The sequence below is a fragment of the Microbulbifer maximicatervae (SeqCode) genome, assembly GCF_052467615.1.
The window spans coordinates 3,662,803-3,680,021 of sequence record NZ_CP174319.1 but is presented as its reverse complement, the minus strand read 5'-3'; the positions used below and the strand labels follow the sequence as shown (position 1 = coordinate 3,680,021).

The 17,219-nt window shown below is 49.8% G+C and carries 9 protein-coding genes and 1 pseudogene; 9 read left to right on the top strand and 1 reads right to left on the bottom strand.

What is annotated here, in order from left to right; translation table 11 throughout:
* The first annotated feature begins 29 nt into the window (after positions 1–29).
* The 8 genes from ACJJIM_RS16275 (at position 30) to brxL (ending at position 14,127) form a co-directional block, all read left to right on the top strand.
* A complete protein-coding gene (locus ACJJIM_RS16275; RefSeq protein ID WP_413663225.1) occupies positions 30–611 on the top strand; it encodes a DUF1788 domain-containing protein in 582 nt (193 codons plus the stop codon).
* A gap of 23 nt (positions 612–634) precedes the next feature.
* Positions 635–4,324, top strand: a complete 3,690-nt coding sequence (gene brxC / locus ACJJIM_RS16270) for a BREX system P-loop protein BrxC (protein WP_444911476.1) — start codon at positions 635–637, stop codon at positions 4,322–4,324.
* Between the two features lie 119 nt (positions 4,325–4,443).
* Positions 4,444–5,088, top strand: coding sequence for a hypothetical protein (locus ACJJIM_RS16265; protein WP_444911475.1), 645 nt, complete (start codon positions 4,444–4,446; stop codon positions 5,086–5,088).
* 56 nt (positions 5,089–5,144) lie between these two features.
* Positions 5,145–5,801 (top strand): hypothetical protein, encoded by a 657-nt coding sequence (locus tag ACJJIM_RS16260; protein WP_444911474.1) that lies wholly within the window; start codon positions 5,145–5,147, stop codon positions 5,799–5,801.
* 53 nt (positions 5,802–5,854) lie between these two features.
* Positions 5,855–8,134 carry a BREX-1 system adenine-specific DNA-methyltransferase PglX gene (pglX, locus tag ACJJIM_RS16255; RefSeq protein ID WP_444911473.1) on the top strand — a complete coding sequence of 760 codons (2,280 nt, stop codon included), beginning with the start codon at positions 5,855–5,857 and terminating at the stop codon, positions 8,132–8,134.
* Between the two features lie 33 nt (positions 8,135–8,167).
* Positions 8,168–9,415 carry a hypothetical protein gene (locus tag ACJJIM_RS16250; protein WP_444911472.1) on the top strand — a complete coding sequence of 416 codons (1,248 nt, stop codon included), beginning with the start codon at positions 8,168–8,170 and terminating at the stop codon, positions 9,413–9,415.
* Positions 9,412–12,036, top strand: a complete 2,625-nt coding sequence (pglZ, locus tag ACJJIM_RS16245) for a BREX-1 system phosphatase PglZ type A (RefSeq protein WP_444911471.1) — start codon at positions 9,412–9,414, stop codon at positions 12,034–12,036. Before ACJJIM_RS16250 ends, pglZ begins: the two co-directional genes overlap by 4 nt.
* Positions 12,037–12,087: 51 nt before the next feature.
* Positions 12,088–14,127 carry a protease Lon-related BREX system protein BrxL gene (brxL, locus tag ACJJIM_RS16240; protein ID WP_444911470.1) on the top strand — a complete coding sequence of 680 codons (2,040 nt, stop codon included), beginning with the start codon at positions 12,088–12,090 and terminating at the stop codon, positions 14,125–14,127.
* Between the two features lie 931 nt (positions 14,128–15,058).
* On the opposite strand, the pseudogene ACJJIM_RS16235 reads toward brxL, so the two are convergent.
* A pseudogene (locus tag ACJJIM_RS16235) lies at positions 15,059–15,998 on the bottom strand (IS30 family transposase).
* Positions 15,999–16,354: 356 nt separating this feature from the next.
* Here ACJJIM_RS16235 and ACJJIM_RS16230 point away from each other — a divergent pair.
* Positions 16,355–16,900, top strand: a complete 546-nt coding sequence (locus ACJJIM_RS16230; protein ID WP_444911469.1) for a hypothetical protein — start codon at positions 16,355–16,357, stop codon at positions 16,898–16,900.
* Positions 16,901–17,219 lie beyond the last annotated feature (319 nt).

Genomic DNA, 17,219 nt, shown 5'->3' with positions numbered 1-17,219 from the left:
ATCAAAAATAATGAAGTAAAGGTCGCGATATGATTCAGCCGCTAGAAGAACGGCTAAACCAGATTCCAGACAAAATCCTCTCTCATGAGTTTCTCCAGGGGAAAGGTCTCGGAAATGAAATTGGATTTTGGATTTTTGATTACGCGCCGGAAGAGGAACTGAAAGTCCGAGAGTACCTTGGTTTTCTTACCAGTTTTCTAGAAAGGAAACACCCTCATTTAAAGGTAGCCACTATTAACCTGCTGCAGATTATGCGGGACTACCTATCCAAGCGTCGCTTTCTCGACAAAGCCTATCAGATGCAGTTAGCAAAAGGTGATCAGGCGCTGTTAAAAGCCCTGGCGGGCCCTATGCACATGGATAATTTTGGCCCCTTTCTAATGGATCAGATTGTGGGGGGCGAGCAGGATATGATTCTGATTCATGGTGTCGGCTCAGTCTGGCCTGTTTTGCGGGCGCACAATTTGCTCAACAAGCTCCACGCCCTGCTCGGACACAAACCAGTAGTGTTGTTCTATCCGGGTGAATATAGTGGCCAGAGCCTTACCCTTTTTAACCAGATTTCCAGCAATAACTACTACCGAGCATTCCCGCTCGTTCCTCGCACATAATCGGTGGTACAAGGATTCTTGTGATGATCATTAAAGACCTGTTTTCCAAATCCCTGGATAGATCCATCAATGGCGTGGTTAAGGCTGATCAAGCCGACGATGCCACGATTTGGCAGGAGCTGGATGAGTACGTCGTCACCAATGAGCTGGAAAACCACTTCCGCGCTTTTTTTGAAAGCTACAGCACCGACCTGCGCGACCCCTCTATCGCAAACCGAGTGGGAGTATGGATCTCCGGCTTTTTCGGCTCTGGTAAATCGCATTTTTTGAAAACCCTGTCTTACCTGCTGGCCAATATCGAAGCTCAGGCTACCAATGGCAATAGGCGTCAGGCAGTGGAATTTTTTGATGAGCAAAAGCTGCGCGATGCCATGATCCGCGCAGACTTGGACAAGGCCGTTACCCACCCTGCAGATGTCATCCTGTTCAATATCGACAGCAAGGCCAGTTCCAATGACGCTGGTAATCCGATTTTAAATGTATTTCTGCGCGTATTTAATGAGCATCAGGGATTCAGCGGTGACCACCCGCATATCGCGCATATGGAACGCCATCTGGCGCAGAAGGGCGCCTACCAACGCTTCAAGGATGCATTTGCAGATAGCACAGGCTCGACTTGGGAAAGAGAGCGCGATGGCTACCAGTTTTATCAAGACGATATAGAAAAGGCTATTGCAACTGCCTTGAACCTCTCGCCCGAGGCCGCCAATAAGTGGTTTGAAGCATCGGAAGAGACATTCTCTGTTTCTGTGGAAAACTTCTGCCGCTGGGTCAAAGAGTACCTGGACGGAAAGGGGCCAGAACAGCGCATAGTCTTTATGGTGGATGAGGTAGGCCAGTTTATCGGTTCCAATACTAGGCTGATGCTCACCTTGCAGACCATTACCGAGAACCTGGGCACCATCTGTGGTGGTCGAGCCTGGATCATTGTGACCTCCCAGGCGGATATGGAGGCGGTAATCGGTGAACTCACCGCCAGTAAGGCAAACGACTTCTCCAAGATTGCAGGCCGTTTCAAAACCCGCCTATCCCTGTCCAGCTCAAATACGGATGAGGTGATTCAAAAGCGACTGTTGCGTAAGACTCCCAAAGCGGAAAGTGAGCTGCGCAGTGCCTGGGAAAAGAGCGGCGATATTTTACGTAACCAAATCACCTTCGATCGCACTGGCCCCACTCTGCGCAATTTCGATGGTGCCGAAAGTTTCGTCGTTAACTATCCGTTCGCCCCCTATCATTTCCAGCTGGTCCAAAAGGTCTTTGAAGAAATTCGCAAGGTGGGCGCTACGGGTGCGCACCTCGCCTACGGCGAGCGCTCCATGCTCGACGCATTTCAAATGGCCGCACAGAGTATCTCTGACCAGGGGGTTGGTGCACTGGTACCTATGCACAGTTTTTATCGCGCTGTAGAGGGCTTTCTCGATACCGCCGTAAAACGAACTATTGATCAAGCCAATCAGAACGCCTCTCTGGATGTATTTGATGTGCAGATATTGCGCACTTTGTTTATGATCCGCTATGTAGAGTTGGTCAAAGGCACTTTGGATAATCTGGTCACGCTATCCATTGAAAAGATCGATGAAGATAAGCTTGCACTGCGCAAACGCATTGAAGAAACGCTTCAACGGCTGGAAAAAGAAAGCCTAATTACTCGTAACGGTGATGAGTTCCTGTTCCTTACCAATGAAGAGCGGGATATTACCCGTAAGATCAAAGCGGTTGAAATTGCGAGTAGCGATGAAAATAAAGCGCTCTCCGAGCTGATTTTCAAGGACCTGTTTAAAGACAAAAATAAATACCGCTATCCATTAAATAAAACCGATTACAGTATTGGCCGCTACTTGGACGGCCACACCCTGGATGGCCGCTACGAAGCTGATCTGCGACTTGAAATCGTCTCTCCGCAGGACCTCGATTATGCTCAATACAACGAGGCAGGCTGCATCAACAAATCTACCGAAGGCAGTGGCTTGGCCCTGTGGAAACTAGCCGATGACAAGCAATTCTTTACCGAACTGCGCACCTGGCTGAAAACCGATAAATTCATTCGCCTGAATGACGATGGCAGCAATGCCGATATTACTCGTATCCTTGCCGATCGGGGCCGCGAAAACCAGGACCGTCGCAAGCGCTTGCGCATAGCATTAGAAGATCTACTTTTGCGCGCAGAGAGCTATGCCCTGGGCCAGCGTCTCAAACTGCCCACTAATAGCCTTGCTAGCCGTTATGATGAAGCCTGCAAGTACTTGCTGGAAAACACTTATAACAAGCTTTCTCAGCTTAAAGTCCTGCAAAAGGAGCCTTTGCGGGAATTAAAGGCGGTATTGACCATCGATGACCTGGGTCAAATGAAACTCGCCCTGGATGGTGAAGAGGGCAATCCCCAGGCGGTCAAGGAAGTGGAGCAGTTTATTGCTCTGCGCGCCGAGAGAGACCGGCTGCTTGTCAGCGATATAATCGGGCGTTTTTCCTCTCGGCCCTACGGTTGGCCCGATGGTGAAATTCTTCTTATTCTTGGGCGTCTTGCTGTTGCAGGGCGTATCTCCTTCCATGCCGGAGGTCCATCGCTGCCGGTTAAGGAGATCTTCGAAGATCTTAACAACAGCCGTCGCCGCCGTGAGATATCGGTACAGAAAAAGCGGCAGACCGATAATACCGTGCTTAAAAAGGCGCGCGACTTAACCCGGGATTTGTTCAACGCCCTCGGCCCAGACGCAGAAAAAGAGCTGTTTGATTTTTACCGCACGCACTTCAATGCGTGGCTCGCTCATCTGAAGAGCTACAAAAGCAAGACCGATGTCGGTCATTTTCCAGGTGCCGCGCAGATAGAAGATTGCCTGCTTACCCTCGAGCGATTGCTGGCCAACCGGGAGAGCTTTGACTTTTTCAAAGCACTGGTAGACAAGAAAAATGATTACTTGGACTTGGAGGAAGACTACCGGGATATCCATGACTTCTTTACCAAGCAGTTACACACCTGGCAGCAGCTCCAAAATGCCCTGCAGCACTTCGGTAAAAACCGTGTAGAGCTGGAAAAGAATACTGCTGCGGCCAAAGCACTGGCCGAACTGGAGCATATTAATAAGGCCAAATCTCCCTACGGCCAACTGAACAAAGTTGCCGAGTTGGTAGAAACCTTGGATCAGGTCAATAAAGCGCTGTTGCAACAGCGCCGTGAACACGCCTGTGAACGTGTTGAGTTTAAAGTCCAGCAGCTTCTGGCTGAAATCGCGAAAAGCGGTATTGGAACCCCGGAACTCAGTAACTCGTTGCTGCATCCCTTGCAGCAGGTCAAAAAGGATATAGAGGCCGAGACCGGTATTGCCCAGATCTATATGTTGCAACAGCAAACCGCTGAAGAGCGTTTGGAGGACAGTCTTTACGAGCTAGAGCGGCAGCTGGCGGCTAAAGCGCGCCTCGAACAAGACGCGATTGCTAAGGAAGCTACCAAGGAAGCGGCTAAGAAAAGTGCCCCGGCCGCCGGCGGCAAGATAAAAGAGCTGGCTCCCCAGTCCGCTGGCATTCAGCCTGTCCCGGCATCTGCTGCAGCAGCCGGGCTTAACCCCGCCGTCGTGATTAATGCGAGTAGTGTGCTGAACAAAGTCCACAGCGGTGCCTATCTGGAGTCCCGGGAGGATATCGATCGGTTCCTCACCGCCCTGAGAGAGGAGCTGGAAACCGCGATTGAGGGCAAAAAGCGCATTCGATTGAGCTAAAAAGCCAAATAATGACGCTCGGCACTGCAAATTTCCCCCCATAGCGCTTGCTTTCTTAAAAGTATAAGATCAACCTTGTCCTTTGTCCCGGGACTTGGGACAGACAAGGGTGGGGAGATATGAAAAGTCAAGATATTGGTTTGCTGCTCAAACTGGTCTCTTTGCAGAAGCGGGAGGCGCAGCGAGGCTGTGACCGAGCGAGAAAGGCCTGGCCTGACGACTGGCAAGGCTGGGAGCCAGAAGATCCGCCGGCTGCTGGCGATGTGCTTGCACCGCTGGGTACTCTGCCGGCTTTTGAATATTCGGCACGGGGCCTGGCGGCGGAGACCGGTATTAGCAAAAGCCAGATCAGCCTGTCCCTGAATCGCTGTATCGAGGTTGGCCTGGCCATTAAAGATCGCAAGCTCGGCGTGCCCAGAGCGAATACCAAAGCACTGTACGAATTTATCCTGTACGGCCTTCGCTATGTCTTCCCGGCAAGGCCCGGGCGAATCACTCGCGGTATTGCCACGGCCTTTGCCGCTCCGGTTTTACAGGAAAAGCTGATGAGTGCAGGCGAGTTACAGCCAGTTTGGGCGGATGCCCGAGGCAATACCAAAGGTATGGAAGTCGCTCCCTTATTTAAAAGCGCTCCCCAAGCGGTAAAGAGAGACCCGGAGATGTATGCCTTACTGGCGTTGGTCGATGCCATACGCATAGGCCAGCCCCGCGAGCGCAATCTCGCCGCCAAACTATTAAAGCAGCATCTGGAGCTTCCCGAATGACCGCGTTTAATCGGCATATCGACATGTTGAAATTGGTCGCGCGGGCGCTGGGTCCCGTGCTGCGCCGGCAAATGACGTTCGTGGGCGGCTGCACCACCGGGCTGCTGCTCACCGATACTTACACGCAGGAACAAGTGCGCCATACCGATGACGTGGACCTTATCGTCCACGTGATGGGCTACGTGGGTTTCCATCAGTTGCAAGAGCAATTGCGGGGGCGGGGATTTAAGCAGTACAGCGCTGCCTCTGACGAAGACTTCCCGGTATGCGCAATGCGGCTAGGTGATCTGCGCGTTGATTTTATGCCCGATGATGAAACAATCCTCGGCTTTGGCAATCGCTGGTACCGCGATGCCGTGGAAACCGCCACCACTTACGCCCTCAGCGATGAGCTGGACATTAACCTTATCAATCCCGTTTATTTTATCGCCACCAAACTGGAGGCCTATAAAGGGCGGGGCAACAGTGACCCCATGTCCAGTCGTGATATTGAGGATATCCTCAACCTCATTGACGGCCGTGAGGAGCTTCAGGCAGAAGTAGAGGCTGCGGAAAAAGGCGTCAGGCACTACATCGCCACAGAGGTGGCCAAGCTGCTAGGGCATAGCAATCTCCCCTATGCCATTCAGAGCCAGGCCGAGGGCGCCACCGAGCGTGAAGAGCTCCTGTTCCAACGCCTGGAACAGCTCGCCGTTCTCTCAGCAACCCACTGAATATAAATAGTAAAGCGCTCGCTGCGGTTGAGTGCCCAGGAATTGATATTGCAATGAATACCCATAATATCGCCCGCTACGCGCCCAAAGCCCGTATTGATTTTATCGATGCCGTTACCCGCCAGGCGGCTCGTTATGGCATCACGGCTGAGTGTATTGAGCCGATGGTGCAAAAGGGTGACCTTGTACTGATTGGCGAGCGCCCGTTTCCGAAAAGTATTGCCCGTGCCCGCAATGCCCTTCAGCAGCAGGTGCAAGCGCAAGGCTTCCACGCCACCATGGATCAGGCCGCCTACAGTTGGTTTAACCGTCTCTGTGCTATCCGTTTTATGGAGCTCAAAGGCTATCTCGACCATGGCCGCCGCGTACTCTCACACCCCAGCGACCCGCAAGGTTTCCAGATTTTGGATGACTGTCTGGATATCGAATTGCCCGGGCTGGATAGGGAAACCCTAGTCGAGTTGAAACTGGACGGCAGCAAAGATGAGGCGCTGTACCGCGAGCTGTTACTGGCCCAGTGTCACGCCCTGCACAGCGCCATGCCATTTTTGTTTGAGGCGCTCGACGATGCCACCGAACTGCTGCTGCCGCAAAACCTCACTAAAACCGACTCACTGATTCGCGACTTAATCGCCGGGATTCCGGAACAGGACTGGCAGGATATCGAGATTATCGGCTGGCTGTACCAGTTCTATATCTCCGATAAGAAAGATCAGGTGATCGGCAAGGTGGTTAAGTCAGAAGATATTCCGGCGGCCACCCAGCTATTCACACCCAATTGGATTGTGAAGTACATGGTGCAGAACTCGTTGGGAGCTCAATGGCTGGCGACCTATCCCGAGTCACCCCTCAAGGCGCAGATGGCGTACTACATCGAACCCGCCGAGCAGACCGATGAAGTCAATGCGGAACTCGCCGCCATGACACCGGATAGCCTAAACCCCGAAGCGCTGACCCTGATCGACCCGGCCAGTGGCTCCGGGCACATTCTGGTGGAGGCCTATGAGCTGTTTAAGGCCATCTATTTAGAGCGCGGCTATCGGCAGCGGGATCTACCGCAACTGATTCTTGAGAAGAACCTATTCGGCCTCGATATCGATGAGCGCGCCGCGCAGCTGACGGGCTTTGCGCTGATGATGAAGGGCCGCGCCGATGACCGGCGGCTGTTTGAGCGCGGTGTAAAGCTCAATGTGATGGCACTGCAAGACAGCGCAGGCTTTGATGCAGAGGGGCTGGCGCAAAACCCCGAAGTGCAAATGGCGCTCGCGAACTATGGGCTGGAGATTGGCGATCTTATCGAGCTAAAACGCCTGTTCGAGCACGCGACAACCTTTGGGTCGTTGATTCAGGTACCCGAGGAACTGGCGGCAAAGCTGCCGGCGCTAAAGCAGCTGAGCGAGACTACGACTCAAGATCTGTTTGTGGCGGAGGCGCTCAAGCGCTTAGGGCCGCAGGTAGAACAGGCCGAATTGCTGGCAGCGCAGTACGATGCGGTGGTGGCGAATCCGCCGTATATGACAAGCGACTACTTTCCCGCAATTCTCAAGAAATGGGTTAAGGCTGTGTTCGCTGTCAGGCGCACAGATCTCTATGCCCTATTCATTGAACGAGCACTTCGTGGATCTTTAGGCGGTAGCCGCATCTCAATAATATCGAGAGATAGTTGGATGTTCCTTCCTACCTATGAAGCTTTGCGGGAACAGATCGTATTAAATCATACCATCCTCTCGATGGCTCACCTCGGATCAAGTGCATTCGAGAGCATCGGCGGTCAGGTCGTTCGGACAACTGTGTTCAACTTGCAGGTTGCGGGAATGCCGAGTTACCGGTCGTCGTTCTTCAGTTTGGTGGATGGCGATCATCTTGAAAAGGAGGCCGCTTTTCTTCGTCGTGAGCACTGTACTGAATTGTCGCAAGAGAGACTTAGAGCCATTCCCGGTTGTCCGATGGCTTTTGATGCTAGCGATGCGTTAAGGGGTTGCTTTGAAGGCAACAAACCAATTGGGGAAGTGGCAGAGCTTCGGGAGGGCATTCACACTGGTCGCAACGACAGCTTCATGCGCTATTGGTGGGAAATCTCACTCAGTGGTTTTTCATCAAACGAATCATCTATTGATTCCATAGACGCCCACAGCAAGAAGTGGATCCCTTACAACAAAGGCGGCGAGCAGCGAAAGTGGTATGGAAACAACGACTATGTCCTTGCGTTCGACCGATACTCACGCGATGCGATGGAGTCCCTTAGTGGACATGTTCGTCCTAGCCAGCACCTCTATTTCTTAGAGGGGGGCACTTGGACCGACGTCGGAAGTGGGACGTTCAGTGTTCGATAATACCCCTCTGGTTTTTTGTTCGATGGGAAGGGCATGGCTGTCGTAGCCCCTAGAATCGATAAGGTTCTTGGGGTGATGAACTCTAAGCCGTTCCAGCTTATGGCGAATATGCTAATGCCGACGTTGAATTACAAGTGCGGAACGACCAAGAAACTCCCTTACGTGGAGTCAAGTAATACGGTTACTGTTGTCGAGCGGGTAGTCGAAGCGAAAGGGCTCACTCGTATCGACTGGGACGCCTACGAACGCTCCTGGGACTTCCAATCCCTCCCCCTTCTAACGGCCTGTTCCGATACTAGGCCTACCCTGGAATCCAGTTACACCGCCTGGATCACCCAAAACCGCGCCACCATCGCCGAAATGCAGCGCTTAGAGGAGGAGAATAACCGCCTTTTTATCGACGCCTACGGCCTGGCCGACGAGCTCACTCCTGACGTCCCTATCGAGCAGATTACCCTCACGGTAAATCCCGCCTACCGCTACGGCGGCAAGCTGACGGCCGAGGAGCAGTGGACCCGCTTCCGCCAAGACACCCTGCAGGAGCTGGTCTCCTACGCCATCGGCTGCATAATGGGGCGCTATTCATTAGATCGGCCCGGTCTGATTTATGCCCACAGCGCCAACGAGGGCTTTGATTCCAGTCAGTACCCCAGCTTTCCCGCCGACGAAGATGGCATTATCCCGCTCACGGATATCGAGTGGTTTGCAGACGACGCCTGTAATCGCGTGATCGAATTTATCGGCAAAGCGTGGGATACGGCACAGCTGGAGCAAAACCTGGCCTTTTTGGCCGACAACCTCTCGCCCAAAAAGAACGAGTCCAGCCGCGACACCCTGCGCCGCTATATCAGCGCTAAGTTTTTCAAAGATCACCTGCAAACCTATAAAAAGCGCCCCATTTATTGGTTGTTCAGCTCTGGCAAGCAAAAGGCCTTTGAATGCCTGGTCTATTTACACCGCTATAACGAAGGCACACTGGCGCGTATGCGCACGGAATATGTGATTCCTTTAACCGCAAAAATGAGTACCTATGAGCAAAAACTGGAGCAGGACAAGACGGCCAGCAGCTCAGCGGCGGAAACCAAGCGCCTGGAAAAAGAAATCGCCAAGCTGCACAAACAACAGGTGGAACTAGCCCAGTTCGATGAAAAACTTCGCCACTTCGCGGATCAGCGCATTCCACTGGATTTGGATGATGGGGTAAAAGTGAACTATGGCAAGTTCGGCGATTTGTTGGCAGAGGTTAAAGCGATTACCGGAAAGAAACCGGAGGCGGCATGAATATACAGCAGTTACAGCAAGGCTTAGAGCAGGCTTTTTTCCAGGAAAACCACCGCATTGTATTTTGGTACGATCCTGAGCAAAGTTTTACTGAGGTGCTAGCCGATATCTCTCTAGCGGAGGTAACAACACTCAATATGTCGGCCGAGTCTTCACTCGCGGTTAAATTGCGCCTGGAGCTTGAGGATAGTGCCGGAAAATATCTGCTGTATTTCCCTTATGCAGAGCCCGTCGCACAAGACGATTGGTTACTGGATATTAAGCTCTATGCCCGGTGCTTCCATGCCGATCGAATCTCCATCCTCTTTAACGATCTGGGGCTGCATCGGCAATCCCTGCGTGCACACCTGGCCAAGCGCGAAAAGTTTCTTAGCAGCAAAGAGCGTCTGGCGGGGCTCAAACGGTTTGTATCGCCGGATATGGATGAAGCGGCACTGGATCTTGCCATGATTGCGGTGGTGACTGCTGCCGAGAGTGCCGATATTGCCTCTGTTCTGTTTACCTTGGGCGCTGAGCTCACCGATAAACAGCGCGGCTTGGAAGAAAATCCCGCTTCGATGGACGCGCTGGAGAAGTACGCCCTGGTGCCGTCACTGGTAGAGGCATTGCAGGCGGAAGTGGGATACCCGGCCACCCCAGAAGAACTGAAGGGTGAGGAGCCGTTCAAACTTGGCCAGTGTCTGCTGCGGTTACTGGCCACCGGTTTCTGCGAAAGTATCTCAGAGGTGCCTGACTGGGCTCGCTCTTTAGTGATTTCCAGTGCCGACGCCCGCGCCACTGCGCGCACTTTGCTTTCCCGCTGGAGAGACAGTTCCCGCTACTACGGGGCTTACGATGTTATTGCGGATTGGGTTGCGACCGCACTCAATTTAGAACAGCGTATCCAGAATCTACCTATGGATACGCTGGTCAATGTAGCCACTTTCCGACAAGCCGAGTTGAGAATCATCGCCGACCTGGCTGAGCATATTCCAGAGGCGCAGCCTGCGGATCTGAAGCACTTCCAGCGGGTGATCTCGGAGCGGCTCGATGGCTACTGGGCTTCGCGCCATAAAGATGACCCCTTGCGGCGCAAGTTCCGCAGGGTGTACACAGCCTTGACTGCGGCTATTGAGCTGTTTGAGCTGCGCTACGCGTATCACAGCGGTTTCCATTTCTCTTCAGCAGAGGCGCTCTATAAGGCCTATGAATCTGAGCTATACCGCTTCGACAGCGCCTACCGCCACTACTGGGCGGCCTCTCACAGTGCGCAAGTGGAGCTTCTCAGACCGTTGGATACCGAAATAGAGCAGTGTTATGCCAACTGGTTTATGGGCCAATTGACGCGGAACTGGGGAGAGTTGCTGGAGACTGAGGATAAGTTGGCACACTGGCAGATTTCAGGCGTGCCCAATCAACATAACTTTTATCAGCACTGGGTGCGCAGCCAGTTTGATAAAGCACCCAAGCGCCGTTTGGTGGTTATCATCAGCGATGCCTTTAGGTACGAGGCCGCTGTGGAGTTGCGGGAGCGCATCAATAAAAAACGCTATAGCGAAGCGACGCTAGCCAGCCAGTTAGGCGTATTGCCGAGCTATACCACGCTGGGAATGGCCTCCCTGTTGCCCCATCAAACTTTGGAATACCGCGAGGACAGCGGTGACGATGTCTTTGTGGATGGCAAATCCAGCAAGGGCACCGAAGCCCGCAACAAGATTCTCAGCGCTTACAGCGGTATGGCGGTGCAGGCGGAGACGGTACAACGGTGGACCCGAGACGAAGGCCGCGAGGCATTAAAGAACCAACAGTTGGTCTACGTATACCACAATGTGGTCGATGCCCGGGGTGATAGCGTCTCCACCGAATTGGAGACTTTCAATGCGGTGGAGCACGCCATTGAGGAGCTGACAGAGCTTACCCGCAAGATCATGATGGCGCTCAATACGAGTACGGTACTCATTACGGCGGACCATGGTTTTTTATTCCAACACAGTCAATTGGAAGCCGCTGATCGGACATCCTTGGCTGAAAAGCCGAATAACACATTAAAGAGCAAGAAACGCTACGTTATTGGCCACAATATGCCGACCACTGGCGCGGCCTGGTGTGGTTCCAGCCGAAATACAGCGGGTACCCAGTCGGATACCCATTTCTGGATACCAAAGGGCGCAAATCGTTTTCACTTTGTCGGTGGTGCCCGCTTTGTACACGGCGGAGCCATGCCCCAGGAAATTGTGGTACCAGTACTCACGGTGCAGCAATTGCGCGGTGATAAAGCAGAGCGTCGCACCAAACGCAAAGTGTCAGTGATCTCGCCCAAACCCAGCCTGAAAATGGTGAACAACATTCAATCGTTTGACCTGATGCAGACAGAGCAGGTCAGCGAGCAGGTGTTGCCAGTCACCATCGCCGTGGGTATTTATGAGGGTGAGGTTTTGGTATCTAGTGAAGAGACCGTGACATTTGACAGCGCTTCCACAGAGGTTTCACATCTTATAAAGAAAGTTCGCCTATCTCTCTCAGGTACTGACTTTGACCGCAAAAAGGAGTATTTCCTGCTGCTGCGAGATAAGGATTTAGGCACAGAGATTGCGCGCTACCGGGTAGTGATTGACCTTGCGATCACCGATGATTTTTTCTGAGCTGCCGTATTAATGGGCTGCTTGCAAAACGATTAATAAATAGAAGACGCAATGAACAGTGAAGTTAACAGGGATCTAGACCAGCTTTTGAATGAACACTTTGCCGGCCGTGTAGTACGCAAAGATTTAACCAAGCTGATCAAAGAGGGTGCCAACGTTCCCGTATACGTGCTGGAATATCTACTGGGTATGTACTGCGCCTCGGATGACCCGGAAGTGATTGAAAAGGGTCTAAATAACGTCAAAACCGTATTGGCTGAAAATTATGTACGCCCGGATGAAGCCGAGAAGGTGAAATCCCTGGTACGTGAGCGCGGAAGTTACAAAGTTATTGACCGTGTCAGTGTGCGCTTGAACGAGCGCAAAGATGTCTATGAGGCGACCTTTAGTAATCTGGGGATCAAGGATGCGGAGATTTCTGCCGGTATCGTTAAGGATAATGAAAAACTCCTCGTTGGTGGAATCTGGGTTATTGCTACCCTGAGCTACTACCACGAGGAGGGGCAAAAAGGTTCACCATTTGGAGTAACGGTGCTCAAACCCATCCAGATGCCGCACATGCATATGGATGAGTTGTACGCGGGCCGGCAGGCTCTGAGTGTGCAGGATTGGCGAGAAACATTAATTCGCTCTATTGGCATGGAGCCCTCTAACCTGGATGATTCGGTGCAGTGGCACCTGCTAGCGCGGATGATCCCGTTTGTAGAGAACAACTACAACGTGTGTGAACTCGGGCCCCGGGGTACCGGTAAGAGCCATATTTATAAAGAGTGCTCGCCAAACAGTATTTTGGTGTCCGGGGGGCAAACAACCGTTGCCAATTTGTTTTACAACATGAGCTCGCGCCGTATTGGCTTGGTGGGCTTATGGGACTTAGTCGCATTCGACGAAGTAGCCGGCATTAATTTCAAAGATAAAGACGGTGTTCAGATTATGAAAGACTACATGGCCTCGGGTTCATTTGCCCGTGGTCGTGAACAGATGGAGGCCTCTGCTTCCATGGTCTTCGTGGGCAATATCAACCAGTCTGTCGAGTCCCTGGTCAAAACGAGCCATCTATTGGCGCCCTTTCCAGAGCCGATGATCGACTCCGCCTTCTTCGATCGTTTTCACGCCTATATTCCAGGTTGGGAAATTCCCAAAATGCGCCCGGAGTTTTTCACCAACCGCTACGGTTTAATTGTCGATTACCTGGCGGAGTTCTTTCGCGAAATGCGTAAACGCAGCTTTGCCGACGCTATCGATAAGTACTTCAAACTCGGCAGTAACCTAAACCAGCGGGACACTATTGCTGTACGCAAAACCGTCTCGGGCCTGCTTAAGCTGTTATATCCTCATGGCCAGTTCGATAAAGAAGCCGTTCGTCAGTGTCTGGAGTACGCTTTGCAGGTGCGTCGGCGAGTGAAAGAGCAGCTAAAGAAAATCGGTGGAATGGAGTTCTATGATGTGCACTTTAGCTATATCGATGCTGAATCCCTGGAAGAGCACTTTGTCTCCGTAAAAGAGCAGGGCGGCGGCGCTTTGATTGCCGAGGGTCCTGGGAAACCGGGCTTTATCCATACCATTGGCATTAGTAATAAGGGTGTTCCGGGACTCTATCGCTTGGAGTTACAGGTTACCAAGGGCAGTGGCAAGCTGGCGACTTCAGGGCTGTGGAACTCCAATACGGCGAAAGAGCAGGTTAAAATTGCCTTCAACTACTTCAAGGCCAATGCCTCCCGGATCTCCGCCTCGGCTAAGGTACTGGAGTACGACTTTCATCTACATATCGTTGAACTCCAGAATAACGGCCCACTGGCTTCCCTGGCGTTGCCGAGCTTGGTGGCATTCGCATCCGGCATTATGGGTAAACCCGCTCAGGCCCAATTAGTTGTGCTAGGGGATATGAGTCTGGGGGGGAGCGTTACTCCTGCCGAAAGTATCGCGGAGAGTCTGCAAGTCGCTTTTGATGGAGGAGGTAAGCGTGTTGCACTACCGATTACCAGTGCCGCAGATATCCCCACAATTCCCGCAGAACTGTTTACCAAGTTTCAAACTAGCTTCTATGCAGATCCGGTCGATGCAGTTTTTAAAGCGCTGGGGGTAGATTGAGGCTTAATGCTAGTGAGTAAGGATGCCCATTAATTCCAGAAGTAAACCTAACCTGATGATTTTGCTTTTTATGAAGCTGTATTTCAGTCAAGCCAAAACTTGAGTGTAAATCACAGTGGATATAAATGTCGAACCGACAAATTGGGGTGGATGGGCTGTCTGATACAGATCTTAAGGCTTTCCTTATAGAAGAGTCAGTAGATTGAAGTAATGAGTTTTGGATAAAAATTATAATTCCTGGGGCTATATAAATCTGCCTCCCCCAAAACTCCTAAAACCTCATTAAATAAATTGATTAGAGAACTTGATATCTTATTCGTATCCAGCGAATATCGAAGCATTTTACAATTTTTCACAAGAATACAAAAGGTATATACGAAAGCTAATACTATTCTCGAAGTAGGAAGTTAGTTCATTAATATTTTTCTGTATCTCGCGACGTCTATAAGGAGTTTATGCGCCGAATTAAGGTAAAATTAGGGTGCCGAGGATTTTTTGATATTCTATAAGTCATGAAATCATACGAATTTCAGGTTTTATGGAGTGGAGGTGAAAAGCATTTTGGTATAAAAATGGATTTAAAGTTATGCTTCCATTGATGATAATAATGAATTGGTAAGGTTCTTAAATGTGTATGGGTATCTGTGTTAGTGATTAAAGGGATGATTTTTTATTGTATACTCCCGGCAAGCTTCTGAGTCGACATTGAACTACCAGTAGGGCTACACTATTTAATCGGCGTGTCAATATTATCGTTAACGTCACTTTCTACTTAAAAGCTCTCAGCTTTGTTTGCCATTAACTAAATTGTCCTCACTATTCCACCAATAAAATTTATGTGGTTAAAGTTCTCGACCTGCCTATCTATTATTAGGCCCTTTATGAAAACGTTTTTTATAGATCTTGGTTTCAAGTATTAAGTGCAGCCTTTTTATGCCACAAGCAGATCATCTTGGAGTCCCAAAAAAAATTCGTTCGGTGGCCTTCCACCTTGGCTCGCTTTTGGTCTGCTATTCAGGTGATCCATTACAAGTTGAACCTGTTCGTCTGTTGCTATATTGAAGTTGGTACCCTTTGGGAAATGCTGTCGAATGAGGCTGGTAGTGTTTTCATTAATCCCTCTTTCCCAAGATGAATATAGGTGCGAAAAATAAATGTCAGCCTCTAAGCCTTCTGCGGAAGTTTCATAGCCAGAAAATTCAAGGCCATTATCGAAGGCAATTGTTTTTATTTTATTTTTTAAGTTCACCATGTGACTAACCGCTGCTTCATCCAAAAACTCTAATCGTTTGCCTGTTAATCTGACAATAAGAGTAAATAACGCCTTGCGTTCAACTATAGTCAGTAAAGCTCCCTCATGCTCCTTGCCTATAACGGTATCACCTTTCCATACACCTATCCGATTCATCCGTTCAGCAACCGCTGGTCGATCATCTTTGCTCACTCTTGATCTTTCCTCGTCTTACTGTGGCGCTTACGATAGGGCTTTGATGAAATCCTAAGATGCTTGTATAAGTCTCCACCATTTGCTAGATCTAAATAGATTGGTTGGTAGGTCATCTCATGATGTAGCGATAAACCTGTATGTTTCTTTAAATAGATTGTTAATTTTTTCCGGGTTAGGATGTTTATTTCTTGCCACACTTCATCAGTCACTTTCTATGCCTTATACGCTTACTGGAGTCTTATCTCCGAGAACTTATGTGCTTGCCCTGTGCAATATCCTAGTATGCTTATATTGCGTCGCAGATCTCGACTGATCGTCGAAGGATACCTCTCTAATAGTTTTACTATTTCTTTTTGAGAATGTCCGGCTTTTTCAAGCTGTAAATCTTGTGTCGTTCTTTCTTGCTCAGTTGGAGGTTGTTCATCAGTGCCTTTCTCTTGGTTGGGAGGGGTGCTGACTCTCCCAGCTGAGCTTTCCCTTACCAATTGCACTTATTATCCGAAATCAAGTCTTATTGTTTTAGTGGGGCGTTTTGATTTGCCGTTTTATAGCGGGAAAATATAAGTAGATAATTTAAATAATCGGTTAATTTAAATTTTGATTTATATTTTTTCTGAGGTTACTGTAAGGCACATTGAGTGTGAATGCAGCCTGAATATATAGGTTTTTTTGCTGTAATTGCTGAAGTATTTATAATTTTAATTTTTTGTTTGGATCTTCTTGCTAGTTAATATTTGGGTATTTATACTGCCTGCTCGATTATTTTTTTAAGGATGAAAAATGAAGTTTTTGAAGTCTGTGTTGCCGGTGTTTGCCTTGTTGTTAGCGAGTCAGTCTTTTGCAGAAATGACTTTTATTAGCGGCGTTAAGCACAATGTTACTGAGTACTCTTATACTTCGGATACTCGGCGAATTGCTGAGATTGATATCTTGGGTGATAGTGCGCAAGAAATCAGTTTCGATATTACTGCGATTGTATCTGGATTTGGACGGTTGAGGCCAGATGTTGTTTGTCGTTATTCCCATAGGGGCGAGCGTTGCTACACTAGAAATCATCCTAGAATTTTTGACTATGTGTATGATGTTTCGATCACGGCAAGTTGTGTTGCCAAAGATGGTACTCAAACTGCAATAGGGGTTGATAGGGATGATAAAAATATTTATACGAATGTGCCCATTTCAGATTTTCGCAATGAAGTAGTCTTAACGATAGATAATGGTTCAATTGCCGCGGATATGTGCGATACCTTGACAGTTGATATTCAGGGTGATTTAGAGGCTATTGAAGATGTAAATTTAAAAGTTTTCACCTACGAAATTTTCTAGTTAATAGTATGAAAGTGTCGGTAATAATTGCTGGCACTTTCACAGCCGAACTCCAATCTAGTATATCCATACAATCAAAAGTAGTGGATCACCGCACACCTAATAGAAATGATGTCAGCTCTGTAGCAGAGTCAGAAGCAGTTAATAAAGTCTTTTCTTTTATCTGAAGTCGGTAAGGGTTGAACGGCTTAGTAGTGGCGATTCAGTGCCGATAGCTACCGGCCGGTTAAAAGTGATGAACTTAGTATTGAGCTGGATACCGATTCGTTAAATTTCCTTCACAATAGAATCTGTCGCTAGTTTTGAGCCCCATCAAGGG